Genomic DNA, 22102 nt, shown 5'->3' with positions numbered 1-22102 from the left:
TGGGAGGGGGTGGGAGGGCCGGGTCAGAGGTCCAGGAGGAGGGTGCGGGGGCCGGTGTTGATGCTCTCGACGAGCATGTGGGCGCGGAAGCGGCCGGTCTCGACCGTCGCGCCCCGGGCGCGCAGCGCCTCCACCACGGCGGTGACCAGGGGTTCGGCCACCTCGGCGGGGGCGGCGGCGGTCCAGCTCGGCCGGCGGCCCCGGCGGGTGTCGCCGTAGAGGGTGAACTGGCTGACCAGCAGGATCGGGGCGTCGGTGTCGGCGGCGCTGCGCTCGTCGTCGAGGATGCGCAGCTCGTGCACCTTGCGGGCCATCGTCGCGGCCAGCTCGGGGGTGTCGGTGTGGGTGATCCCGAGCAGCACCAGCAGGCCGTCGGTGATCGCGCCGACCACCTCGCCGTCGACGGTGACGCTGGCCCGGCCGACGGTCTGCACCACCGCCCGCATCAGTCGGTCACCGGCTCGACGATGCCCCGCTCGACCAGGTGCGCCACGATCGGTCCGGCCGCCTCGGCCAACTCGTCGGTGGTCACGTCGTGCGCGGCGGCGAGCAGGGCGAGCTGGTCGCGCAGTGGCAGCCGCCCGTCGCAGCCGCCGACCAGGGCCAGCACCAGCGGGTCGATCTCCTCGCTCCAGCGCAGCCCGTGCGGCATCGTCAGGACCTGCCGGTCCACCGCCCAGCCCTCGTCGCCGATGGTCGCCTCCTGCCGCAGTTGCAGCCCCGGGGCGGCCCGGTAGCGGGCGTCGAGCACGCCGTCGCCGCCCCGGGCGCGCAGGAAGTCCTGCCTGTCGAACCAGGCGGCGACCTGGTCGCCCAGCGGGGCCTCGACCCGCTGCCGCAGATCCTCCACCCGGACGACGGGGTCGGTGTGCCCGCCCCGGCGCAGCGAGACGATGCCGAACCCGACCGCCTCGATCTTGTGCGCGTCGAACCAGTCCAGCCAGGCCGCCGCCCGGTGCGGGTCGGCCGCCTCGCCGACGTCGGCCAGCCACAGGTTGACGTACGCCATCGGGTCGGCGACCTCGCGTTGGATCACCCAGGCGTCCAGGCCGGTGCCGGCGAACCAGCCGGTCACCCGCTCGGCCCAGTCCTCCCCGGCGACGTGCACCCAGTTGGCCAGGTACTGCATGGTGCCGCCCTCGGTGAGCAGGCCCGGGGCGGCGGCGGCCAGTTCCGCGCCGATCGCGTCGCCGACCCGGCCGGAGTCCCGGTAGACGTGGGTGGTGGTGCCCGGCCCGACCACGAACGGCGGGTTGCTGACCACCAGGTCGAACCGGCGTCCGGCCACCGGGGCGACCAGGTCGCCGCGCAGCAGTTCCCAGTCCTGCCCGTTGAGGGCGGCGGTGGTGGCGGCGAAGCGCAGCGCCCGCTCGGACACGTCGGTGGCGGTGACCTGCCGGGCCCGGGTGGCCAGGTGCAGGGCCTGCACACCGGAGCCGGTGCCGAGGTCCAGCGCGGTGTCCACCGGGCGGCGGACGGTCGCCCCGATCAGGGTCTGGGTGGCCCCGCCGATGCCGAGCACGTGTTCGGCGGGCAACGGTCGACCCGGGCGGGCGCCGGCCGGCACGTCGGCGAGCACCCACCAGGCGTCGCCGTACGGCTCCAGGTCGATCCCGGCGCGCAGGCCGTCACCGGAGGGCTCGACGAGGCCGGCGGCGACGGCCTCGGCGAGGTCGAGGGGGGCGAGCGCGGCGGCGACCGCCGATTCGGGCTCGGTCTGGTCGCAGACGAACACCCGGATCAGGGTGGCCAGCGGGTCGCGCTCCTCGGTGGCGCGCAGCGCGGCCCGGAAGTCGTTGCGGGCCACCGCGCCGGTGGCCTGTGGCCCGAGCCGGCCGGCGATGCCGTTGGCGGTGAAGTCGGCGTCGGTGAGCGCGGTGCGCAGCGCGTCGACGCCGGCGGGGGAGAGCAGCATGTCGTAACGGTCCACCTCGTCATCCTGCCTGGCCGGGGGCCGGCGGCGGCGGGCACCCGTTGACTTCCATAACACCAGCTCAATCCCCCAGCCGTTATCTCTGTTACGTACGTCGATGTCTCGTTAACATTCCCTCCAACATCCGTCGATGGGACGTTCGGACGGCCCCCGCCTGTCCGGAGGTACCCGGTAGGGAGTTCAGACGATGTCCGACGTGTCCGTCCCCCGGCGTCGCGCGATCCGCGCGGTCGCCGTCGCGGCCGCCGCCGCCGCGCTCTCCGTCGCCGCGGGCGCCCCCGCCCTCGCCGCCCCCACCGGTCAGATCCGCTACGCCTCCGCCCCGGACGCGATCAGCGGCAGCTACCTGGTCGTGCTGAAGGGCGAAGCCGTCGGTGCCGCCAACAGCCGGGCCGCCCGCACCGCCGTGCCGGACCGGGCCGCCAGCCTCACCAAGCGGTACGGCGGCAACGTCGCCGACGTCTACAGCGCCGCGCTCACCGGGTTCAGCGCGAAGATGAGCGCCGGCCAGGCCCGCCGGCTCGCCGCCGACCCGTCGGTGGCCTACGTCGAGCAGGACCGGGTGATGACCGCCCAGGCGACCCAGGCCAACCCGCCGTCCTGGGGCCTGGACCGCATCGACCAGCGCAACCTGCCGCTGAACTCCAGCTACACCTACCCGAACACGGCCACCAACGTGCGGGCGTACATCATCGACACCGGCATCCGGATCACCCACACCGACTTCGGCGGCCGGGCCACCTGGGGCACCAACACGGTCGACTCCAACAACACCGACTGCAACGGCCACGGCACGCACGTCGCGGGCACCGTCGGCGGCACCAAGTACGGCGTCGCCAAGGGCGTCCGGCTGATCGCGGTGAAGGTGCTCAACTGCCGGGGCAGCGGCAGCACCACCGGCGTGATCAGCGGCGTCAACTGGGTGACCGCCAACGCGGTCAAGCCGGCGGTGGCCAACATGAGCCTCGGCGGCGGGGTCAGCACCACCCTCGACAACGCGGTCGCCAGCTCGATCAGCTCGGGTGTCACGTACGCCCTGGCGGCCGGCAACTCCAGCGCCAACGCCTGCAACTCGTCGCCGTCGCGGGTCGCCTCGGCGATCACCGTCGGTGCCACCACCAGCACCGACGCGCGGGCCTCCTACTCCAACTACGGCACCTGCGTCGACCTGTTCGCCCCCGGGTCGAGCATCACCTCGTCCTGGAACACCAACGACAGCGCCACCAACTCGATCAGCGGCACCTCGATGGCGTCCCCGCACGTCGCCGGTGCCGCCGCCCTGGTCCTGTCGGCCAACCCGTCGTACACCCCGGCGCAGGTCGCCAGCTACCTGACCAGCAACGCCACCCCGAACGTGGTGACCAGCCCCGGCTCGGGCTCGCCGAACCGGCTGCTCTACGTCGTGAACTGACGCCCCACGGCACCGACGGCCCGGTGGACCCCGTGTCCACCGGGCCGCGCCGTGTCCACCTAGGCGCGCCGCGTCCTGGCGGTACCGGCGCGACGGACCGGACCGGTTGTCGGCCGGGCGGGCGGCCGGGACGGGCAGGATGGGGGCATGACGCTCTCGTTGCCCATCGACAGCGAGGCCAACCGGCTGCTGGAGCGCAGCCCACTGGCCCTGCTGACCGGGATGCTGCTCGACCAACAGGTGCCGATGGAGAAGGCGTTCTCGTCACCGTACGTGCTCGCCCAGCGGCTGGGGCACGACCCGGAGGCCCGGGAGTTGGCCGACCACGACCCGGCGGAGCTGGTCGAGGTCTTCGCCCGGCCACCCGCGCTGCACCGGTTTCCGAAGGCGATGGCCGGCCGGGTGCAGGAGCTGTGCCGGGTGCTGGTCGACCGCTACGACGGCGACGCCGGCCGGCTCTGGGCGGACGTCGCCGACGGGCCGGAACTGCTGCGCCGGATCGCCGACCTGCCCGGCTTCGGCACCCAGAAGGCGCAGATCTTCGTCGCCCTGCTCGGCAAGCGGTACGACGTGCGTCCCGAGGGCTGGCGGGAGGCCGCCGGCGGGTACGGCGACCCGGACACCTACCGCTCGGTCGCCGACGTCACCGACGCGGACTCACTGCGCCGGGTACGCGAGTACAAGCAGCAGGCCAAGGCGGCAGCCAGGGCCGAGCGGGGCTGACGCAACCGGAGCCGGGTCGGCTCGTTGAGATCCGCGACAGCGGCGACGGGTGGACGATGGCGGACGAACGGGGGGCGGCGCTGCTGCGCGGCGGGGTCAGCTCGCCCCGGGCCACCTTCCTGGAACTCTTCTTCGACCTGGTCTTCGTCTTCGCCCTGACCCGGGTCTCCCAGCGGGTGATCGACGATCTGAACACCCCCCAGCGGGACCTGCCCGTCGAGATCACCCAGACCCTGGTGATCTTCCTGGCCTTCTGGGCGGTCTGGACCTTCACCGCCTGGGTCACCAGCCGGTACGAGCCGGAACGGCCGGAGATCCAGCTCGTGGTGGTCTACGCGATGCTGGGCTGCATGGTGATGGCGGTGGCCACGCCACGTGCCTTCGACACCCGCGCGGTGGCCTTCGCCCTCGCGTTCGTCGCGGTGCAGGTGGGCCGGCCGCTCTTCCTCACCCTGGCGCTGCACGGCCACCCCCGCCGGCTGGTCACGGTGCGGGTCGCGTCCTGGGCGGTGGTCAGCGCCGTGCCCTGGGTGCTCGGGGCGGTGCTGCCCGGGGCGTGGCGGCTGGCCTGCTGGTCGGCGGCCGTCGTCATCGACTACGGCGGGCTGATGTTCGGCTGGCCGGTGCCCCGCCTCGGGGCGACCCGCACGTCCACCTGGGCGGTGCTGGGGGAGCACCTGGCCGAGCGGCACCAGCAGTTCTTCCTGATCGCCCTCGGTGAGAACATCCTCGTCATCGGGTTGACGTTCAGCGGGCACAGCTTCTCGGGCGCCAGCTCCGGGGCGTTCCTGCTCTCCTTCGTGACCACCGTGCTGCTCTGGCGGATCTACTTCCACCGGGCGGGTCACCTGCTCACCGAGGCGATCCGGGTGGCCCGTGCCCCCGGCCGGCTGGGGGAGTCGATGAGCTGGACCCACCTGGTGATCGTCGCCGGGGTGCTGACCACGGCGGTCGGCTACGAACTGGCGATCGTGCACCCGTACGAGCGGACCAAGCTGTCCTGGGCGGTCTTCCTGATGGGTGGTCCGGCGGTCTTCCTGCTCGCCCGCGCCCGGTTCGAGCACGAGGTCTTCGGGCGGGTGTCCCGGGCCCGGATCGTCGGGATGCTCGCCCTGGCCGTACTGACGCCGCTGGCGACCCTGACGGTCAGCGTGGTGGCGCTCGCCGCAGCCGCCGCCGTGCTGGCGGCGATCACGGTCGCGGACTACCGCCGGGCGTACGGGCAACCACCGGAGCGGCCCCACCCGGCCCTGTGAGCCGGACCGGTCAGGCGGCGGTGGGGCGGGACAGCGAGGCGAGCGCCCGGCGTACGTCGGCCAGCGAGACGGTGGCCGAGTCGTCCAGGTCGGCCAGGCCGGCCTCGATCCACTGCCGCATCAGGGTGGTGACGCCGATGCCCCGTGCCTCGGCCGCGGCCCGGACCCGTTCGTAGGTGTCCATCGGCAGGCGTACCGAACGGCTGACCATCGGCACGTCGGTGTCGGGGGTGGGCAACTCCACCGGCTGACTGTCGTCGATCAGCTCGGCGAACGTGTCGTCGCCGCCGTGGAATCGCTTCATGGCCTCGTCACGGTTCATCGCCGTCGCCTCCTCTATCGGCGCGTTCTCCGTACGGTCTCGTCGTAGCGCTTGGCCTCGACGTCGCTCAGGTCGCGGGCGGAGAGGACGTCCCAGTCGTGGTCGGTGCCGTCGGCCTCGGCGAGCAGGACGGCCAGCCGCCGGCCGCGACCGCTCGCCGCGTAGACGACGGTCAGGTCCTCGCCGAGGTGCCGGATCACCCGGCGGGTGCTGTGCAGCGCCTCCCAGACTTCCCCGGGGGTGACGTCGTAGACCCGCAGGTTGGCCAACGCCTCCTCGGTGAAGCTGAACCGGCTGCCCACCGCGGCAGCGTACCACGTACGTAACACGCATCCGGTATGCGTCGATTTTCGCTGATCAAGGTGGTGCGGTGGGAGGATGGGTGGCAATCCCCTCAGGAGGTCCATGGTGAAGCGTCAGGCGTACCAGCCGATTCTGATCACCGACGCCTCGCGCAGCCAGGACGACCAGCTCACCAGCCGACAGAAGCGGTACGTGCTGATGATGGGCATCCGGGTGGCCTGCGTGATCGCCGGAGCGGTCCTGGTCGGCACGAAGGCCCCGCTGCTCTGGCTCTGGCTGCCCCTGGTGGCGCTGGGCATGATCCTCATCCCCTGGCTGGCGGTGCTGCTCGCCAACGACCGCCCGCCCAAGGAGGAACACCGTCTCGCCGCCAGGTTCCAACCCCGGCACCGCGACGAGACCCCGCCGATGAGCCTCACCGCCGAGGAACGCCCGCACCGGATCATCGACGCCGAACCCTGACCGGGCCGACCGGTGCGGACGTAGCCGGCACCGCTACCCGCCTGTCGCCTCCGGCCGGGCACCCACCATCGAGACCGCCAGGGCGCCCAGGTCGGCGGCCCGGGTCAGCGCGGCCTTCGGGGTCGCGCCGGTGGTCCACGCCGTGAGCAGGCCGGCCGCGAAGGCGTCCCCGGCCCCGGTGACGTCCACCACGGCGACCCGCAACGACGGTGTCACCCCGACGGTGGCCCGCCGGTCCACCCAGATCGCGCCCGCCCCGCCGCGCTTGACCACCACCCGTCGGGCCGCCGCCGACAACGCCCGCGCCTGGGCCGCCGGGTCCAGCCCGCCGGCCAGCACCCCCGCCTCGTCCGCGTTGACCAGCAGCAGGTCGACGTCGCGTACCCAGGACAGGAAGGCCGCCGCGCCGATGCGCCGCAACGGGGCGGCGGAGGCGGCGTCGACGCTGGTGGTCAGCCCACGCTCGCGGGCGGCGGCCAACGCGCGCAGCCCGGCCGGTCGCGACCCGGCGTCCAACAGGCAGTACGCAGACAGGTGCAGGTGGGTGGCGTCGGGCACCGCCGCCACGGCCCGGTCCACGTGCTCGGCGGTCAGCCGCAGGTTCGCCCCGCGTTCGGTGACCATGGTCCGTTCGTCGGCGGTGGCCAGCACGATCACCGTTCCCGTGGTGGCCTGCGGGTGCACCTCGACCGCGCAGTCGACCCCCGCCCGTTCCAGCTCGGCCACCCGGTCCCGGCCGGCGCTGTCGTCGCCGACCGCCCCGACCAGCGTCACCGGCGCGCGCTGGGCGGCGATCCAGGCGGCGGTGTTGGCCGCCTGCCCGCCGCCGGTGACCTTGATGGTCGCCGGGGTGTCCGAGCCGGTGGCCAGCGCTCCGGCCAGCACGGCGACCACGTCGGTGATCAGGTCGCCGACCACCACGATCCGACCGGGAGCGGTCATGCGGCGGTGCGTCCGGCCGCCGCGACCGCGATCCGGGCGGCCAGGTCGGCGTTGCGCAGGATGATCCGGACGTTGACCGCCAGACTGGCGCCCTCGGTGGCCGAGTGGAAGTGGGCCAGCAGGAACGGGGTGACCGCCTTGCCGGTGACGCCGTCGCGGCCCAGCCGGGCCAGCCCCTCGGTGAGGGTGCGGTCGTGCAGCGCCGGGTCGAGTTGCTCGTCGACCGGCAGCGGGTTGGCCACGATCAGGCCGCCGCCGTGCACCCCGTGCTGCTCCCGGGCGGCGAGCACTGCGGCGACCTGCTCCGGGGAGTCCACCGACCAGTCCAGGTCAAACCCGGAGTCGGTCAGGTAGAAGCCGGGGAACCGCCGGGTGCGGTAGCCGACCACCCCGACGCCGAGGGTCTCCAGCCGCTCCAGGGTCGCCCCGACGTCGAGGATCGACTTGACCCCGGCGCAGACCACCGTGATCGGGGTGCGGGCCAGGGTGACCAGGTCGGCCGACTCGTCGAAGGTCTGCGCCGCCTCCCGGTGCACCCCGCCCAGGCCGCCGGTGGCGAAGACGCCGATCCCCACGGCGGCGGCCACCGCGCTGGTGGCGGCCACGGTGGTGGCCCCGTCCGCCCCGGTGGCCGCCGCGACGGCGAGGTCGCGGACGGAGAGCTTGGCCACACCGTCGACGGTGGCGAGCCGGGTCAGCTGGGCGTCCTCGAGGCCGACGACGAGTTCGCCGCCGACCATGCCGATGGTGGCGGGGACGGCTCCGGCGTCGCGTACGGTCTGCTCGATCTGCCGGGCGACCCGCAGGTTGTCCGGTCGGGGCAGACCGTGCGAGACGATCGTGCTCTCCAGGGCGACGACGGGACGGCCGTCACGCAGGGCTTCGGCGACCTCGGTACCGGGCCGGATGTGAAAGGTGGTCACGTCAGCTACCGTAACTGGCCGCCGTCGGGGTGGGCTGCGGTGGACCGGACCCGGCCGACCTGCCAAACTTGTGCAGTTGGAGGTGTGACTGTGAGTACCGAGGTTCTTGAGCGTCCGGAGTTGAAGGACGCCGACACGGGTCCCGAGATGTTCCACTACGTACGCAAAGAGAAGATCGCCGAGAGTGCCGTGATGGGCACCTACGTGGTGGCGCTCTGCGGCGAGACGTTCCCGGTGACCAAGGCCGCCAAGCCCGGCTCGCCGGTCTGCCCGAAGTGCAAGGAGATCTACGACTCGTACCGCGAGTGATCCGGGCGGTCCACCGGACCGCCCCCGTAACCTTCGGCGGTGTGACCACCTCCACCGCCCTGCTCCTGGCCGACCTGACCGGGGTGGCCGTCTTCGCCGCCTCCGGCGCCTCGGCGGCGGTGGCGAAGCGGCTCGACCTGTTCGGCGTCGTCTTCGTCGGGTTCGTCGCCGCGCTGGGCGGGGGGATCTTCCGGGACCTGGTCATCGACGAGGTCCCGCCGCTCGCCTTCGCCGACTGGCGCTACGCCGCCACCGCCGCGGTCACCGCCACCGCCGTGTTCTGGCTGCACCCGCAGCTCGCCCGGCTGCGTACCACCGTGCTGGTGCTCGACGCCGCCGGCCTCGGCCTGTTCACCGTCACCGGCACGCTCAAGGCGCTCGACGCGCGGGTGCCGGCGGTCGGCGCGGTGGTGATCGGCATGCTCACCGCGATCGGCGGCGGGCTGGGCCGGGACCTGCTCACCGCCGAGATCCCGGTGGTGCTGCGCCGCGAGATCTACGCCGTCGCCGCGCTCGCCGGCTCGATCATGGTGGTGCTGCTGTCGGCACTCGGGTACGCCGGGGCGGGCGGGCTGACCGCGGCGGCGCTGCTGGTCTTCGTGCTGCGCCTGGTGGCGCTGCGGCGACGCTGGTCGGCACCCGTGGCGACGATGCGTCCGCCGGAGACCGGCCTCGGCCGTCCACCCGGCTGACCGGCGGCGGAACCGGTCGGCGTGGTGTCGGCTGGGGTTGCCGGGCCCGGCTGGTTATGCTGGGCCGGCCTTCGCGGCATGCTCTGCGCGGAGGCGTTTTCATGGGCGGCGGTACCGTGGCCCTCGGCCCGGATCCGCCTCGTGCGGTCGGAGAGGAGCCTCGGGTGGCACCCCGGTTGCCGGCGTTGGAGACGTTCCCGCCCCTGCGCGCCTGGCAGCGCAAGGCGATGGTGGAGTACCTGCGCCGTCGTACCGACGACTTCACCGCGGTCGCCACCCCCGGCGCCGGTAAGACCACCTTCGCCCTGCGGATCGCCGCCGAACTGCTGGTCGACGGCACCGTCGAGGCGGTCACCGTGGTCGCCCCGACCGAACACCTGAAGACCCAGTGGGCGCAGGCCGCCGCCCGGGTCGGCATCCAGCTCGATTCCGCGTTCCGCAACGCCGACCTGCACTCCGCCGCCGACTTCCACGGCGCGGTCGTCACCTACGCCCAGGTCGGGATGGCCCCGCAGGTGCACCGGCGGCGCACCATGACCCGCCGCACCCTGGTCATCCTCGACGAGATCCACCACGCCGGGGACTCCCGTTCCTGGGGCGACGGGGTCAAGAACGCCTTCGAACCCGCGGTACGCCGGCTGATGCTCACCGGTACGCCGTTCCGCTCCGACGACAACCCGATCCCGTTCGTCACCTACGAGCGTGGCGGCGACGGGCTGCTGCGCTCCCGCGCCGACTCGGTCTACGGCTACTCCGACGCGTTGCGCGACGGCGTCGTACGCCCGGTGCTGTTCCTGGCGTACTCGGGGGAGACCCGCTGGCGCACCAACGCCGGGGACGAACTGGCGGCGCGGCTCGGCGAGCCGATGACCCAGGACCTGATCGCCCAGGCCTGGCGGACCGCGCTGGACCCGGCCGGGGACTGGATGCCGCAGGTGCTGCGGGCCGCCGACGCCCGGCTGACCGTGCTGCGCAACGCCGGGATGGCCGACGCAGGTGGGCTGATCATCGCCAGCGACCAGCAGAACGCCCGCTCGTACGCCAGGCTGATCGAGCAGGTGACCGGGGAGAAGGCCACCGTGGTCCTCTCCGACGACCAGGGCGCGTCCGCGCGGATCGCGACGTTCGCGGCGTCCGAGCAGCGGTGGCTGGTGGCGGTCCGGATGGTCTCCGAGGGCGTCGACATCCCCCGGCTGGCGGTCGGGGTGTACGCCACCAGCGCCAGCACCCCGCTGTACTTCGCCCAGGCCATCGGCCGTTTCGTCCGGGCCCGCCGCCCCGGCGAGACGGCCTCGGTGTTCGTGCCGAGCGTGCCGCACCTGCTCGGGCTGGCCAGCGAGATGGAGGCCGAGCGGGACCACGTGCTCGGCAAGCCCAAGGACCGTGAGGGTTTCGACGACGACCTGTTGGAGCGCGCCCAACGCGACGAGCAGGCCAGCGGCGAGCTGGAGAAGCGGTTCACCGCGCTGTCCGCGACCGCCGAACTGGACCAGGTGATCTTCGACGGGGCCTCCTTCGGCACCGCCGCCCAGGCCGGCACGCCGGAGGAGGAGGAGTACCTCGGGCTGCCCGGTCTGCTCACCGCCGACCAGGTGTCGCTGCTGTTGACCAAGCGGCAGGCCGACCAGCTCGCCGCGCAGCGGCGTCGGACGGCCGTCCAGGCCGTTGAGCCGGCCGCTGCGGCCCCGGCGGCACCCGCCGTACCTCTGAGTGCCGCCCAGCGTCGGGTGGCGCTCCGGCGTCAACTGAACGCTCTGGTGGCCGCCCGGCACCACCGCACCGGACTGCCCCACGGCAAGATCCACGCCGAGCTGCGCCGGCTCTGCGGCGGCCCGCCCAGCGCCCAGGCCACCATCGAACAACTCGAAGAACGCATAGCCACCGTCCAGACCCTCTGATCGGACCCACTGCCGGCCTCCCCGGGCCCGCTCCACCCCTTCCCGCCCTCTCCCCGCTCTCCGCCCCTCCCGCCCCTCTTCGGTCTCTGCCCCTCTTCGGTCTCTGGCCCTCGCGCCCCTCTTCGGTCTCTGCCCCTCTTCGGTGATCAAGAGATTTGGGTCAGGAATCGGCGTGTCGGTGACCTGAACCTCTTGATCACCGCCCAAACCTCTTGATCACCGGACGAGGCGGGGCGTGGGTGAGGCGGGGCGCGCCAAATCACCGGACGAAGCGGGGCGTGGGCGGGGTGTGGGGACGGGGCGGGGCTGCCGGGCGGGGTGTGGAGACGGGGCGGGTGCCGTGGGGGAGTGCACATAGCCGGGCGGAGGCACCCTGTGGGTGCCTCCGCCCGGCTATGTCGTCGTAGGGGTTTCGGGGTCAGTTCGCCATCAGATCGGCGCCTCGCCAGCTGAACTCCGGGTCCGTCGCGAACTTCACCGTGATCTTCACGAGATCCTCGGCGTACTTGTTCGCGTGGTGCCCACAGAACACCAACTCGCTCCCACCCGCCAGAGTGATACGGAGCTTGCCGGCAGCATTGCAGCGGTCGCACCGTTCATCGGCGGCTGGGGGAGCCACCGTTTCGGGCGGCGGCGTGAGGGTCGGGGTCATCGCCTTCCTCCTCTGGTCGTCACCGATGAACACTCTCTTCGGTCGTTGCTCACTCATCGTGCAACACCCTTACCGGGCCCCGCCTTCCCAGTGTGCCCGCGGGGGACCGAGGTCACACCTGGCGGGAAGGACAGTGTGCCGTGCACCCAGGGTGCCACGTCAACGATCACAAACACGTATTGGATCAGTCACCATCGCATGTTCTACGCCTGGTGATCAAACCGACACGACGGGTTGACGTGACCGGCTCAGTCCAGGTAGTCCCGGAGCACCTGGGAGCGTGACGGGTGCCGGAGCTTGGACATCGTCTTGGACTCGATCTGCCGGATCCGCTCCCGGGTCACCCCGTAGACCTGGCCGATCTCGTCGAGGGTGCGCGGCTGGCCGTCGGTCAGGCCGAAGCGCAGCCGGACCACCCCCGCCTCCCGCTCGGAGAGCGTCTGCAGGACCTGCTGGAGCTGGTCCTGCAACAGGGAGAACGAGACGGCGTCGACCGCGACCACGGCCTCCGAGTCCTCGATGAAGTCACCGAGCTGGCTGTCGCCCTCGTCACCGATGGTCTGATCGAGCGAGATGGGCTCCCGAGCGTACTGCTGGATCTCCAGCACCTTCTCGGGTGTGATGTCCATCTCCTTGGCCAGTTCCTCCGGGGTGGGCTCACGGCCCAGGTCCTGGAGCAGCTCGCGTTGGATGCGACCGAGCTTGTTGATCACCTCGACCATGTGCACCGGGATGCGGATGGTGCGGGCCTGGTCGGCCATCGCCCTGGTGATCGCCTGCCGGATCCACCAGGTGGCGTACGTGGAGAACTTGTAGCCCTTGGTGTAGTCGAACTTCTCGACCGCGCGGATCAGGCCGAGGTTGCCCTCCTGGATCAGGTCGAGGAAGGCCATTCCGCGCCCGGTGTACCGCTTGGCCAGCGACACGACCAGTCGGAGGTTCGCCTCCAGCAGGTGGTTCTTGGCGCGCTCGCCGTCCCGGGAGATCCACAGCAGGTCGCGCTGCATGTCGCGGGTCAGCTTCTCCTCGCCCTCGTCGGCGGCGCGCAGCCGCTCGGCGGCGTAGAGGCCGGCCTCGATCCGCTTGGCCAGCTCGACCTCCTGCTCGGCGTTGAGCAGCGGAACCTTGCCGATCTGCTTGAGGTACGCCCGGACGGAGTCGGCGGAGGCGGTGAGTTCGGCGTCCCGCCGGGCCTGCTTGAGTGCCTCGGACTCCTCGTCGTCCCACTCGAAGTCGTTGTCGGTGGCGGAGGCGGCGGCGTCGGTCTCGGCGGCCCGGGTCAGCTCGGCCGGCTCCTCCACCACCACGTCCTCGATCTCCGCGGCCAGCTGCTCGGGATCGATCTCGCCCTCGGCGCCCTCGCCCTTGGCCTTGGTGGCGGCCTTGCCGGCCCCGGCGGCGGCCACGGTCGCCTTGGTGGCACGGGTGGACTTCGTCGCCTTGGCGGCCGGTGTGGCGGCCTTCGCGGCCACCCCGGCGGTGGTGGCCGCCTTGCGCGGGGCCGCCTTGCGCGGAGCGGGCGCGGTGGCCTCCTCGGCGGCGGGGGCCTGCTTCGGGGCCGGCGCGGCGGCCTTCTTGGTGGTCTTGGCGGTGGTGGCCCGCGAGGCCGGTGTGGCCGACCGGGCGGCGGCCACCCGGCGGGGGCGGGTGCTGGCGGAGCCGTCGACCACCACGGTGACGCCCGCCTCGGAGAGCGCCCGCAGGATCTTCTTGGCCTGGGCCGGGGTCACCTCGGCGGACTCGACGGTGCGCGCGAGCTGGGCCGACGTCAACTGACCACCGGCGCTCTGGGCGTGGGCGATCAGGGTGTCGGTGAGCGAGCGAACGTCGGCGCCGGGCTGGCGGGGTTCTGTCACGAATGACCTTCCGGAGGCGAAGAGCGAGCACGGCCGGAGTCGTCCGGCGCAGCGTGGCGTGCCGTGCCGTCGACGTCGTTGAGTGGCCCCCGTGTCCCGGGCCGGCTGTGCGGCGGTGGTCCGTGGCGCGTGGGCAGGGTGAATTGTAACCCTGCTTGGCGCGATCATCCTGCGGCGCACGGCAACCGGCCGTCTGTACCACCGGTTCGACACGGATGTCGACTTTATGGCCATCCTGTCGAGGGATCCCGGTGGCCGGCCGGTCGACGCCGGAAACCGCCCGTCGAACCGGGTGCGTCCGGCCGCGACGGCGTCTGCATATGCTGTCCGGACGAGATCGACGACGCGCGGCGGGGCACGCGGCGCGCCGGACGGCGGGGTGGCTCCCGGCCGGTACGCCCGGTGCGCGCGGGGCGGCCGCGAAGGGGGCAGGGTTCGATGACCGGTTCGACGCCTACCGCACGGGAACTGCTCGGGATCGCCGTCGAGGTGGCCCGGGACGCGGCCGACACGGCGGCCCGGATGCGGGCCGAGGGGGTCTCGGTCGCGGCCACCAAGAGCACCGCCACCGACGTGGTCACCGCCGCCGACCGGGCGGTGGAGCGGCAGGTCCTGGCCGCCCTGCGCGCGGTCCGGCCGACCGACGTGGTGCTCGGCGAGGAGTACGGCGGCGTCGCGGCCGGCGCGGACGGCGTGCGCTGGATCGTCGATCCGATCGACGGCACGGTGAACTACCTGTACGGGCTGCCGTACTGCGCGGTGTCGCTCGCCGCCGAGGTGGACGGCCGGGTGGTCGCCGGCGTGGTGCGTAACGTCTCGACCGGCGAGGAGTGGACCGCCACCGCCGGTGGCGGTGCCTGGCGTGACGGCCGGCGGCTGCGCTGCTCGACCGAGACCGAGCTGGGGCAGGCCCTGGTCGCCACCGGGTTCGGCTACGACGCCGGCCGCCGCCGGCACCAGGCCCGGGTGGTCGCCGAGTTGATCGGGGACGTGCGGGACATCCGGCGGATGGGGGCGGCGGCGCTGGACCTCTGCCTGGCCGCCGAGGGGCGGTTGGACGCGTACTACGAGAAGGGGCTGGCCGCCTGGGACCTGGCCGCGGGCGGGCTGATCGCCGCGGAGGCCGGGCTGCTGGTGGCCGGGCTGGACGGTCGTCCGGCCGGCCCGGACCTGGTCATCGCGGCCCCACCGGCGCTCTTCACGCCGTTGCACACCCGGCTGGCGGCGTTGGACGCCTCCGGCGGCCCCTGACCACCCCCCTGAGCGCCGGCTGCCGGATCACGGGCCGGCGGCCGGGCCGGGGTCTGCGGGAGCCGGTCGACGCCGTCGACAGGCCGGGTCGCTTACTTGTCCTGCACCGGCATCGGGCAGGAGCCCTCCGGGGCGACCGGCGCGCCCAGGTCGCCGAGGGACTGGTTGACCTCGGTGGTGGTGGCCAACTGCTGGAAGCCGTCGCCCAGCACCACGTCGACCGTGTCGTCCTGGCGCTTGGGGTCGTAGTCGCGTTCGGCGTTGTTGAGGAAGAACGCGCGCAGCAGGTGCGCCGAGCCGACCCCCTTGGGACCGAACCGCAGCAGCGCGACGCCGTCGAAGTGCGCGGCGTTGCCCTCCTTCTTGACCTGGAACTTCCGGTTGCGGAAGTCGTCGCCCACGCTGCTGGCCAGGCCCGGCTCGCCGGTGCCGTTCAGGATGTTGATCTTGACATCCTTGTACGTGCGCAAAGACAGGTCGGCCAGCGGCCAGCCCTCGGGGCAGCCCTTGGCGTTGGCACCGCTGCCCTGGGTGTCGCGGACCACGGCGACGATGACGATGACCAGGGCGACGACCGCCAGCAGGCCGACGACAACGAGTGCTCGCACTCGCGCAAAGCTCATCTGGGTGCTCCCCGGACAGTGGGTGGTGGCGGCGAACGTCGGCGTCGGCCGGCGCCGTCGGCCGTCGAGTACGCCGCTGAGGTTAACGGTTGTCCGGCGGACGCGTGGAAACAGTCCGACATGCCGGCGCGCCAACCGGGAACGGGGTACTACTACCCCTATCTTCGTGTCGCCTGAGTCACATTGGGAACATCTTGGGCCGCTGGGGCGTACATGTCTGCCGCGAGGGCGGTATACATGCCTCGCCCGGTAGGGGGTAAGGTACCGCGCTCGTCGGGTCCTGCCCCCGGCGACCTTGATCCAGAGGCCGTCGGGTCGGGCGACCGACAAACATTGGTGGCCGGCCAGTGGGAACCGAAACAGCGTCGCCCGGCGTTACAACCGGAAGCGACAACATCGATATGGGAGAGTGAAACCGATGGCCACCGACTACGACGCCCCGCGTCGCGACGAGGTCGACCTCGGCGAGGACAGCCTGGAAGAGCTCAAGGCCCGGCGGGTCGACTCACAGTCGGGCGCCGTGGACGTCGACGAGGCCGAGGTGGCCGAGAGCTTCGAGCTTCCCGGCGCCGACCTGGCCGACGAGGAGCTGACCGTGAAGGTCCTCCCGATGCAGCAGGACGAGTTCCGGTGCGGACGCTGCTTCCTGGTGCACCACCGCAGCCAGTTGGCGGTCGAGCGCAACGGCGACCTGATCTGCCGCGAGTGCGTCTGAGCACCCACCACACCAGCGGCGGCCTCCTCGCGGGGCCGCCGCTGCCCGAGCCGCCGTGCGGGTACGGCGGGTTGCTGCTTGACTCGTGGTAGGCGCGTCCACCGGACCGGTGGACACCACGGGAGGGGCAGCGGGATGAACGAGCACGGCGGGTCCGATCCGGACGGTCCGAAGTCCGAAGCCGGCCCGCCCGTCGTCGTGCCCGGGAACCGGGCCGCCGGCAACGGTCCGGCCGTCCCGCCCGGCAGCGATCCGGCAGGCACCGACCCGACGGTGCCGCCCGGCAGCGGTCCGGCCGGCGACGAACTGGGTGCCACGGTGGCGGCGCTGACCGCCGACGACATCGCGCCCGCCCGCCGTCGGCAGCTGCTCGCCCGGCTGGTCGGGCAGGCCCGCAGCCGGGGGCTCGCCGACCTGTTCAAGCCACGGGCGGCGCTGCGCTGGATGACCGACACGGTCGCCGACGTCGCGCCGCACATCCCGGTCCGGGACCTGGCGACGCTGCGTCGGCACTTTCCCGGCCTGGACGACGAGGCGCTCGCCGACCGGCTGGTCCGCAACGCCACCCGGGCCACCGCCGGGGTGGGTGCGGCAGGTGGCGGCGTCGCCGCGGTGGAGTGGACCGTCGCCCCGACCCTGCTGTCCGCGCCGGTGCTGCTCGCCGCCGAGACGGTGGCCGTGGTGTCGATCGAACTCAAGCTGATCGGCGAGCTGCACGAGATCTACGGCGCACCGCTGCCCGCCGGCGGCACTCCCCGAACCCTCGCCCTGGTCCAGTCGTGGGCCAGCCAGCGGGGGATCAACCCGATGATGCCGGGCGTCGGGGTGAGCGCGGTGCTCGGCACCGCCGCCCGCAAGGAGCTGCGGGACACCCTGCTCAAGCGCTTCGGCCGCAACCTGACCACGTTGGGCCCGTTCCTCACCGGCGCGGCCGTGGCCAGCTACCTCAACCGCCGGGCCACCCGCTCGCTGGCCGAGCAGCTCCGCCGGGACCTGCGCAAACAGCGCCGGGAGCTGCCCGGCGGCGACGGACCACCCGCCCTGCCGGCCCCCGGCCAGCCCTGATCCCGAACCGACCCCGGCCGACCGGCCCGGGAGGCGCGTCGGGCCGTACCCCGCCCGCCCCGCTCAGGCCGCGTCGCGGGCGGCCAGCAGGGCGGCGGCCAGCTCGGTCGGCCGGCGGGAACTCACCACCCAGAACGGGGTGGGGTCGTCCGGATCGTCGAGCACCACCTGCACCGCACCGCCGATCCAGGGCCGCTGCACCACGAAGGCCAGCGGATCCGCGCCGACCCCGAGCACCTCGCGCCGGCCGGCGGCGTCGAGCGGGACGGCGTCGGCGACGTACCGGACGGGCAGGTGGGCGTCGTCGACCCACAGCTCACCGTCGGCGACCGCGACCCGGACCCGGCCCAGCCACCACAACCCGGCCAGGGTGGCCGGCAGCAGCAGCACGAAGGGCAGCCAGGCGCGTACCCCGCCGGCACCCATCCACAGCTCGACGGCGGCCAGCCCGGCCAGGGCCACCCCGGCCACCCAGCACCACCAGGGCAGGCCCAGCCGCTCGGAGTACGCCGGGACGGCCGCGACGCGCGGCGTCGACGACGACGGGGAAGGCGACAGGCTCACACCCCGAGGGTACGGAACACGACGGGCCGCCGACCCGGCAGGATGGCAGGGCACCCCGTGAACGCCGACGGAAGAGGCAGACCCGTGACCCACGTCGTACCCGTGCCCGTCCGGCAGCTCGATCCGGAGCTGCCGCTGCCCGCGTACGCCCACCCGGGCGACGCCGGTGCCGACCTGGTGGCCGCCGCGGACGTCGAGCTGCCCCCGGGCGGCCGGGCCCTGGTCCCCACGGGCGTGGCGCTGGCCCTGCCGGAGGGCTACGTCGGCCTGGTCCACCCGCGCTCCGGGTTGGCCGCCAGGCTCGGCGTGACGGTGCTCAACGCGCCCGGTACGGTCGACGCCGGCTACCGGGGTGAGATCCTGGTCAACCTGATCAACCACGATCGGGACGCACCGGCGAAGATCTCCCGTGGCGATCGCATCGCGCAACTCGTTGTCCAGCGGGTGGAGCGGGCCGATTTCCAGCCGGTGGCGGTGCTGCCCGGGTCCCGACGGGGGACCGGGGGCCACGGGTCGACGGGTGGCCACGCCGGGCTCGTGCCCCCACCCGGCGGCCCGACCCGGGCGGCGGACACCGACCGGGTCGGCGTACGGACGGAAGAGGTGGCAGGGTGAGTGCGAACAGCGGAGGGTGGGCGCAGTGATCTTCTCCCGAAAGCGGGCCGGCAACGGGCGGCACGCCCGTGACGAGCGGGCCGACGGCCCCGACGCGTACGAGACGGCGGGCCCGGCCCGTGGCCCGTACGACGTCGCCGAGGCGCCTGACGACGTGCAGCGGCTCGACCTGGGTAGCCTGCACATCCCGGCGGTGCCCGGGGTCGAGGTGCGGGTGCAGGCCGACCCGCAGGGCGTCGTCCAGCAGGTGGTGCTCGTCCACGGGGACAACGCCCTCCAGCTCGGTGTCTTCGCCGCGCCCCGTTCCGAGGGCATCTGGGACGAGGTGCGCGACGAGATCCGGCAGTCGCTGATCGCCGACGGCGCCACCGTCGAGGAGGCCCGGGGCGAGTACGGCGTCGAGCTGCACGCCCGGGTGCGCACCCCGGACGGCCCGACCGACCTGCGCTTCGTCGGCGTCGACGGCCCGCGCTGGATGGTCCGGGGCGTCTACCAGGGTGCCGCCGCCACCGACCCGACCGCGGCCGGACCGCTCGCCACCTGCCTGGACGGCCTGGTGGTCGACCGGGGCCAGGAGGCGAAGCCGGTGCGTGAGCCGCTGCCGTTGCGGCTGCCCCGGGAGATGGCCGACCAGGCCGAGGGCGGCGACGGCGCGACGCCCGCCCCGAACCAGGCCTGACCGACCCGTCCGGGCCGGACCCGCCGCCTGAGGTGGCCGGGTCCGGCCCGGACTGCTGTCCGCCCCCGGCGGCCCGCCCGAGGTCGGCGGCGCGTCCCGGCCACGGGCCGGCAGTGGCTTTCCCGCCGACCGGCTGCGGTGGCGTCCCGGCCACGAGTGGGCGGTAACGGCCCGGCCGAGGCCGGCGGCGGTGGCGTCCCGGTGGGGGCACCGACCGGGGGCGGGCGCACCGGACCGACGCCGTGGGGCCGGATCGGCGTACGCTGGCGGCACGGTCCCGCCCGGGACCGGGGTGACGCCGGTGCCGACCGGTCAGCGTGGAGAGGGTGACGCGGAGGTCATGTCGACCGACGAGAGCCGGATGTCGCTACGGGGCATCCTGCGCCGGTTCACCGCCAGCGAGGCCGAGATCGAGGCGCAGGAGCTGCGCCGGGAGAGCGCCGAGTCCGGTGGCGTGCTGGCCCGGCAGTGCATGCGGGGGCAGGTGGTCTCGGTCGCCGGGCGGCTGCGCACCGTGGTCTACACGCCCCGGACCAACCTGCCCACCCTGGAGGCGGACCTCTACGACGGCAGTGACGTGGTCACCCTGGTCTGGCTGGGCCGCCGGCACATCGCCGGCATCGAGCCGGGCCGGCACCTCACCGCCCGGGGCCGGGTCGCCGTCCGGGACGACCGCAAGGTGATCTACAACCCGTACTACGAGCTGGAGTCGCCGAAGTGACGACGGGACAGCCCCCGGCCACCGAGCCGCAGACCACCCCGCCTGACGACGAGCGGCTGCCCAGCCTCGCCGAGCAGATGGCCGACCAGCTCGGCGGTTGGCGCGGGCTGGTCGAGTCCAGCATCCCCGTGGTGGTGTTCGTGCTGGCCAACGTGGTCGGCGAGCTGCGGCCGGCGGTGATCGCCTCGGTCGGGGTGGCGGTGCTGATCGCGATCGTCCGGCTGGTCCAGCGCCGCCCGGTCCGGCACGCCGTCAACGGGCTGTTCGGCATCGCGATCGGCGCGGCCATCGCCTGGCGTACCGGGGACGAGCGGGACTTCTATCTCCCGGGCATCCTCTACGGCATCGGCTACGGCATCGCCCTGCTGCTCTCCGCGGTGATCCGGCAGCCCCTGGTCGGGTGGATCTGGTCGGTGCTGGTGGCCAAGGGGCGCTCCGAGTGGCGTGACGACCCCCGGCTGGTGCGTACCTTCACCCAGCTCACCGTGCTCTGGGGGGTGGTCTGGCTGGCGAAGGTCGGGGTGCAGGCCGGGCTCTACCTGGCCCACCAGGACACCGCGCTGGGGGTGGCCCGGCTCGCCCTCGGATACCCGCCCTACGCGCTGCTGCTGCTGATCACGGTCTGGGTGGTGCGCCGGGTGACCCGGGAGTCCGCACCGCAGCCGCTGCCCGGCGGCTGACCTCCAGGGCCGGCACCCGGGCCGCCGGGGCCGGTCTCCAGAGTCTCCTGTCTCCAGGGTCTCCTGGGCGGCCGGCACCCAACCGTCCGGCACCCGCCGGGCGGGACGGTCAGCCCGTGCCGCGGGTCCGTTCCACGCTGTCCGGGCCGAGGATCACCCCGCGCACCTCGTCCTCCACCTGGGCGGTGCACACGAAGATCAGCTCGTCGCCGGCCTCGATCGGGTCGTCGGGGCTGGGCACCAGCACCCGCTTGCCGCGCAGGATCGCCACCAGCGCGGCGTCCCGGGGGAGCGGCACGGCGTGGATCGGCTGGCCGACGTAGGGCGCGGTCGGCGGCAGGGTGATCTCCACCAGGTTCGCCTCGCCCTGCCGGAACGTCATCAACCGGACCAGATCGCCGACGGTGACCGCCTCCTCGACCAGCGCGGCCATCACCCGGGGCTTGCTGACCGCCACGTCGACGCCCCACTGCTCGGTGAACAGCCACTCGTTCTCGGCCCGGTTGACCCGGGCCACCACCCGGGGCACCGCGAACTCGGTCTTGGCCAGCAGGGACACCACCAGGTTGACCTTGTCGTCGCCGGTGGCGGCGACCACTACGTCGCAGCCCGCGACGTTCGCCTCCTCCAGGCTGGCCAGCTCGCAGGCGTCGGCCAGCACCCAGTCGGCGGTCGGCACCCGGTCCGGGCGCAGCATCCGGGGCTGCCGCTCGATCAGCATCACCTGGTGGCCGTTGTCGATCAGCTCCTGGGCGATCGACCGGCCCACGTTGCCGGCGCCCGCGATGGCGATCCGCATGGCTCAGTGCCCTCCTTCGGGCGGCGTGGCGGCCACCGCGGTGACCTGGGCGGCGATGTCGTCGGTGACCAGCAGGTAGAGCTGGTCACCCTCCTGCACGACGCTGGACGCGGTGGGCAGCATGCCGATGCCGAAGCGGGTCAGGTACGCCACCCGGGTCCCGGCAGCCTCCTCCAACTGGCGTAGCGGCCGGCCGATCCAGTCCTTGTGCACCGGCACCTCGATGATCGACACGGTGCTGGTCGGGTCCCGGAAGATCTCCACGTTGCCCTCGGGGACCAGGTGGCGCAGCATCCGGTCGGCCGTCCAGCGGACGGTGGCGACGGTGGGGATGCCGAGCCGCTCGTAGACCTGCGCCCGGCGCTGGTCGTAGATCCGGGCGGCGACCCGGGAGACGCCGAACGTCTCGCGGGCCAACCGGGCCGAGATGATGTTGGAGTTGTCGCCGCTGGAGACGGCGGCGAAGGCGTCCGCCCGTTCGATGCCGGCCTGGCGCAGCACCTCGCCGTCGAAGCCGGCGCCGGTGACGGTGATCCCGGCGAAGTCGGGGCCGAGGCGGCGGAACGCGTCCGCGTCCTGGTCGATCACCGCCACCGAGTGCCCCCGGGACTCCAGGCTCTGGGCCAGCGTCGAGCCGACCCGCCCACAGCCCATGATCACGACGTGCACGGTGTCCCTCCCAAGGTGTGCCCGCCTCCCGGCGACTGT

The 22102-nt window shown here is 73.3% G+C and carries 26 protein-coding genes; 14 read left to right on the top strand and 12 right to left on the bottom strand.

What is annotated here, in order from left to right; genetic code table 11:
* Positions 1 to 23: 23 nt before the first annotated feature.
* Together dtd and ACWCHM_RS19540 are read right to left on the bottom strand one after the other, a co-directional pair.
* Positions 24 to 446 (bottom strand): D-aminoacyl-tRNA deacylase, encoded by a 423-nt coding sequence (gene dtd / locus ACWCHM_RS19545; RefSeq protein ID WP_281899575.1) that lies wholly within the window; start codon positions 444 to 446, stop codon positions 24 to 26.
* Positions 446 to 1930 (bottom strand): DUF7782 domain-containing protein, encoded by a 1485-nt coding sequence (locus ACWCHM_RS19540; protein WP_454219294.1) that lies wholly within the window; start codon positions 1928 to 1930, stop codon positions 446 to 448. Before ACWCHM_RS19540 ends, dtd begins: the two co-directional genes overlap by 1 nt.
* Before the next feature lie 190 nt (positions 1931 to 2120).
* Between ACWCHM_RS19540 and ACWCHM_RS19535 the strand changes: the two genes are divergently transcribed.
* The 3 genes from ACWCHM_RS19535 (at position 2121) to ACWCHM_RS19525 (ending at position 5323) form a co-directional block, all read left to right on the top strand.
* Positions 2121 to 3344, top strand: a complete 1224-nt coding sequence (locus ACWCHM_RS19535) for a S8 family peptidase (RefSeq protein WP_454219293.1) — start codon at positions 2121 to 2123, stop codon at positions 3342 to 3344.
* Between the two features lie 147 nt (positions 3345 to 3491).
* Complete coding sequence (locus tag ACWCHM_RS19530; RefSeq protein ID WP_454219291.1) at positions 3492 to 4067, top strand: HhH-GPD-type base excision DNA repair protein; 576 nt, start codon at positions 3492 to 3494, stop codon at positions 4065 to 4067.
* 56 nt (positions 4068 to 4123) lie between these two features.
* The gene (locus ACWCHM_RS19525) at positions 4124 to 5323 is read left to right on the top strand and encodes a low temperature requirement protein A (protein WP_454219289.1); all 1200 of its coding nucleotides are present in this window, start codon (positions 4124 to 4126) and stop codon (positions 5321 to 5323) included.
* Between the two features lie 10 nt (positions 5324 to 5333).
* On the opposite strand, the gene ACWCHM_RS19520 is transcribed toward ACWCHM_RS19525, so the two are convergent.
* On the bottom strand, positions 5334 to 5645 hold the full coding sequence (locus ACWCHM_RS19520) for a hypothetical protein (RefSeq protein WP_454219287.1): 312 nt from the start codon (positions 5643 to 5645) through the stop codon (positions 5334 to 5336).
* A 14-nt stretch (positions 5646 to 5659) separates the two neighbouring features.
* A complete protein-coding gene (locus ACWCHM_RS19515) occupies positions 5660 to 5947 on the bottom strand; it encodes a hypothetical protein (RefSeq protein WP_281899565.1) in 288 nt (95 codons plus the stop codon).
* A 103-nt stretch (positions 5948 to 6050) separates the two neighbouring features.
* On the opposite strand from ACWCHM_RS19515, the gene ACWCHM_RS19510 reads away from it, so the two are divergent.
* Positions 6051 to 6410, top strand: a complete 360-nt coding sequence (locus ACWCHM_RS19510; protein WP_204957025.1) for a DUF3099 domain-containing protein — start codon at positions 6051 to 6053, stop codon at positions 6408 to 6410.
* Positions 6411 to 6443: 33 nt separating this feature from the next.
* Here the strand turns inward: ACWCHM_RS19510 and ACWCHM_RS19505 are convergent, their stop codons facing one another.
* Together ACWCHM_RS19505 and ACWCHM_RS19500 are read right to left on the bottom strand one after the other, a co-directional pair.
* The gene (locus ACWCHM_RS19505) at positions 6444 to 7352 is read right to left on the bottom strand and encodes a carbohydrate kinase family protein (protein ID WP_454219285.1); all 909 of its coding nucleotides are present in this window, start codon (positions 7350 to 7352) and stop codon (positions 6444 to 6446) included.
* Positions 7349 to 8275: a pseudouridine-5'-phosphate glycosidase gene (locus ACWCHM_RS19500; RefSeq protein WP_454219284.1), complete on the bottom strand. Its 927-nt coding sequence runs from the start codon at positions 8273 to 8275 to the stop codon at positions 7349 to 7351. Before ACWCHM_RS19500 ends, ACWCHM_RS19505 begins: the two co-directional genes overlap by 4 nt.
* Positions 8276 to 8359: 84 nt before the next feature.
* Here ACWCHM_RS19500 and ACWCHM_RS19495 point away from each other — a divergent pair, with 84 nt between their 5' ends.
* The 3 genes from ACWCHM_RS19495 to ACWCHM_RS19485 all read left to right on the top strand — a co-directional run bounded on the left by ACWCHM_RS19495 (position 8360) and on the right by ACWCHM_RS19485 (position 11174).
* Positions 8360 to 8584 carry a DUF3039 domain-containing protein gene (locus ACWCHM_RS19495; protein WP_176739083.1) on the top strand — a complete coding sequence of 75 codons (225 nt, stop codon included), beginning with the start codon at positions 8360 to 8362 and terminating at the stop codon, positions 8582 to 8584.
* Positions 8585 to 8625: 41 nt separating this feature from the next.
* Positions 8626 to 9276: a trimeric intracellular cation channel family protein gene (locus ACWCHM_RS19490; protein ID WP_088646451.1), complete on the top strand. Its 651-nt coding sequence runs from the start codon at positions 8626 to 8628 to the stop codon at positions 9274 to 9276.
* A 164-nt stretch (positions 9277 to 9440) separates the two neighbouring features.
* Positions 9441 to 11174 carry a DEAD/DEAH box helicase gene (locus ACWCHM_RS19485; protein ID WP_204957028.1) on the top strand — a complete coding sequence of 578 codons (1734 nt, stop codon included), beginning with the start codon at positions 9441 to 9443 and terminating at the stop codon, positions 11172 to 11174.
* A 418-nt stretch (positions 11175 to 11592) separates the two neighbouring features.
* Here ACWCHM_RS19485 and ACWCHM_RS19480 read toward each other — a convergent pair whose 3' ends face one another.
* The gene (locus ACWCHM_RS19480) at positions 11593 to 11826 is read right to left on the bottom strand and encodes a DUF7455 domain-containing protein (protein ID WP_088646450.1); all 234 of its coding nucleotides are present in this window, start codon (positions 11824 to 11826) and stop codon (positions 11593 to 11595) included.
* 248 nt (positions 11827 to 12074) lie between these two features.
* On the bottom strand, positions 12075 to 13682 hold the full coding sequence (locus ACWCHM_RS19475; RefSeq protein ID WP_454219283.1) for an RNA polymerase sigma factor: 1608 nt from the start codon (positions 13680 to 13682) through the stop codon (positions 12075 to 12077).
* Between the two features lie 438 nt (positions 13683 to 14120).
* Between ACWCHM_RS19475 and ACWCHM_RS19470 the strand changes: the two genes are divergently transcribed.
* A complete protein-coding gene (locus ACWCHM_RS19470) occupies positions 14121 to 14933 on the top strand; it encodes an inositol monophosphatase family protein (RefSeq protein WP_204957030.1) in 813 nt (270 codons plus the stop codon).
* A 92-nt stretch (positions 14934 to 15025) separates the two neighbouring features.
* Here ACWCHM_RS19470 and ACWCHM_RS19465 read toward each other — a convergent pair whose 3' ends face one another.
* Positions 15026 to 15541: a LytR C-terminal domain-containing protein gene (locus tag ACWCHM_RS19465; RefSeq protein ID WP_204957331.1), complete on the bottom strand. Its 516-nt coding sequence runs from the start codon at positions 15539 to 15541 to the stop codon at positions 15026 to 15028.
* 433 nt (positions 15542 to 15974) lie between these two features.
* Between ACWCHM_RS19465 and ACWCHM_RS19460 the strand changes: the two genes are divergently transcribed.
* Positions 15975 to 16271 (top strand): DUF4193 domain-containing protein, encoded by a 297-nt coding sequence (locus ACWCHM_RS19460; protein ID WP_067315205.1) that lies wholly within the window; start codon positions 15975 to 15977, stop codon positions 16269 to 16271.
* Between the two features lie 135 nt (positions 16272 to 16406).
* Complete coding sequence (locus ACWCHM_RS19455; protein ID WP_281899551.1) at positions 16407 to 17336, top strand: hypothetical protein; 930 nt, start codon at positions 16407 to 16409, stop codon at positions 17334 to 17336.
* Positions 17337 to 17399: 63 nt separating this feature from the next.
* Here ACWCHM_RS19455 and ACWCHM_RS19450 read toward each other — a convergent pair whose 3' ends face one another.
* Positions 17400 to 17894 (bottom strand): DUF3093 domain-containing protein, encoded by a 495-nt coding sequence (locus ACWCHM_RS19450; protein ID WP_454223115.1) that lies wholly within the window; start codon positions 17892 to 17894, stop codon positions 17400 to 17402.
* A gap of 90 nt (positions 17895 to 17984) precedes the next feature.
* Here ACWCHM_RS19450 and dut point away from each other — a divergent pair, with 90 nt between their 5' ends.
* The 4 genes from dut to ACWCHM_RS19430 all read left to right on the top strand — a co-directional run bounded on the left by dut (position 17985) and on the right by ACWCHM_RS19430 (position 20595).
* Positions 17985 to 18515 (top strand): dUTP diphosphatase, encoded by a 531-nt coding sequence (gene dut / locus ACWCHM_RS19445; RefSeq protein WP_281899549.1) that lies wholly within the window; start codon positions 17985 to 17987, stop codon positions 18513 to 18515.
* Between the two features lie 25 nt (positions 18516 to 18540).
* A complete protein-coding gene (locus ACWCHM_RS19440; RefSeq protein WP_204957032.1) occupies positions 18541 to 19194 on the top strand; it encodes a DUF3710 domain-containing protein in 654 nt (217 codons plus the stop codon).
* 340 nt (positions 19195 to 19534) lie between these two features.
* The gene (locus ACWCHM_RS19435) at positions 19535 to 19915 is read left to right on the top strand and encodes an OB-fold nucleic acid binding domain-containing protein (RefSeq protein ID WP_088646422.1); all 381 of its coding nucleotides are present in this window, start codon (positions 19535 to 19537) and stop codon (positions 19913 to 19915) included.
* Positions 19912 to 20595, top strand: a complete 684-nt coding sequence (locus ACWCHM_RS19430; RefSeq protein ID WP_204957033.1) for a DUF3159 domain-containing protein — start codon at positions 19912 to 19914, stop codon at positions 20593 to 20595. Before ACWCHM_RS19435 ends, ACWCHM_RS19430 begins: the two co-directional genes overlap by 4 nt.
* A 109-nt stretch (positions 20596 to 20704) precedes the next feature.
* Here the strand turns inward: ACWCHM_RS19430 and ACWCHM_RS19425 are convergent, their stop codons facing one another.
* Together ACWCHM_RS19425 and ACWCHM_RS19420 are read right to left on the bottom strand one after the other, a co-directional pair.
* Positions 20705 to 21394 (bottom strand): potassium channel family protein, encoded by a 690-nt coding sequence (locus ACWCHM_RS19425; protein WP_281899545.1) that lies wholly within the window; start codon positions 21392 to 21394, stop codon positions 20705 to 20707.
* Between the two features lie 3 nt (positions 21395 to 21397).
* A complete protein-coding gene (locus ACWCHM_RS19420; RefSeq protein ID WP_088646419.1) occupies positions 21398 to 22063 on the bottom strand; it encodes a potassium channel family protein in 666 nt (221 codons plus the stop codon).
* Positions 22064 to 22102: the final 39 nt, after the last annotated feature.

Source organism: Micromonospora sp. SCSIO 07396 (assembly GCF_053667945.1).
This window is presented reverse-complemented; position numbering and strand designations above follow the sequence as displayed.

Coding starts and splice junctions, on each gene's coding strand:
- ACWCHM_RS19480 (WP_088646450.1), bottom strand. CDS start 11,826: ATGACCCCGACCCTCACGCCGCCGCCCGAAACGGTGGCTCCCCCAGCC.
- dtd (WP_281899575.1), bottom strand. CDS start 446: ATGCGGGCGGTGGTGCAGACCGTCGGCCGGGCCAGCGTCACCGTCGAC.
- ACWCHM_RS19425 (WP_281899545.1), bottom strand. CDS start 21,394: ATGCGGATCGCCATCGCGGGCGCCGGCAACGTGGGCCGGTCGATCGCC.
- ACWCHM_RS19520 (WP_454219287.1), bottom strand. CDS start 5,645: ATGAACCGTGACGAGGCCATGAAGCGATTCCACGGCGGCGACGACACG.
- ACWCHM_RS19525 (WP_454219289.1), top strand. CDS start 4,124: ATGGCGGACGAACGGGGGGCGGCGCTGCTGCGCGGCGGGGTCAGCTCG.
- ACWCHM_RS19470 (WP_204957030.1), top strand. CDS start 14,121: ATGACCGGTTCGACGCCTACCGCACGGGAACTGCTCGGGATCGCCGTC.
- ACWCHM_RS19435 (WP_088646422.1), top strand. CDS start 19,535: ATGTCGACCGACGAGAGCCGGATGTCGCTACGGGGCATCCTGCGCCGG.
- ACWCHM_RS19510 (WP_204957025.1), top strand. CDS start 6,051: ATGGTGAAGCGTCAGGCGTACCAGCCGATTCTGATCACCGACGCCTCG.
- ACWCHM_RS19505 (WP_454219285.1), bottom strand. CDS start 7,352: ATGACCGCTCCCGGTCGGATCGTGGTGGTCGGCGACCTGATCACCGAC.
- ACWCHM_RS19455 (WP_281899551.1), top strand. CDS start 16,407: ATGAACGAGCACGGCGGGTCCGATCCGGACGGTCCGAAGTCCGAAGCC.
- ACWCHM_RS19535 (WP_454219293.1), top strand. CDS start 2,121: ATGTCCGACGTGTCCGTCCCCCGGCGTCGCGCGATCCGCGCGGTCGCC.
- ACWCHM_RS19530 (WP_454219291.1), top strand. CDS start 3,492: ATGACGCTCTCGTTGCCCATCGACAGCGAGGCCAACCGGCTGCTGGAG.
- ACWCHM_RS19460 (WP_067315205.1), top strand. CDS start 15,975: ATGGCCACCGACTACGACGCCCCGCGTCGCGACGAGGTCGACCTCGGC.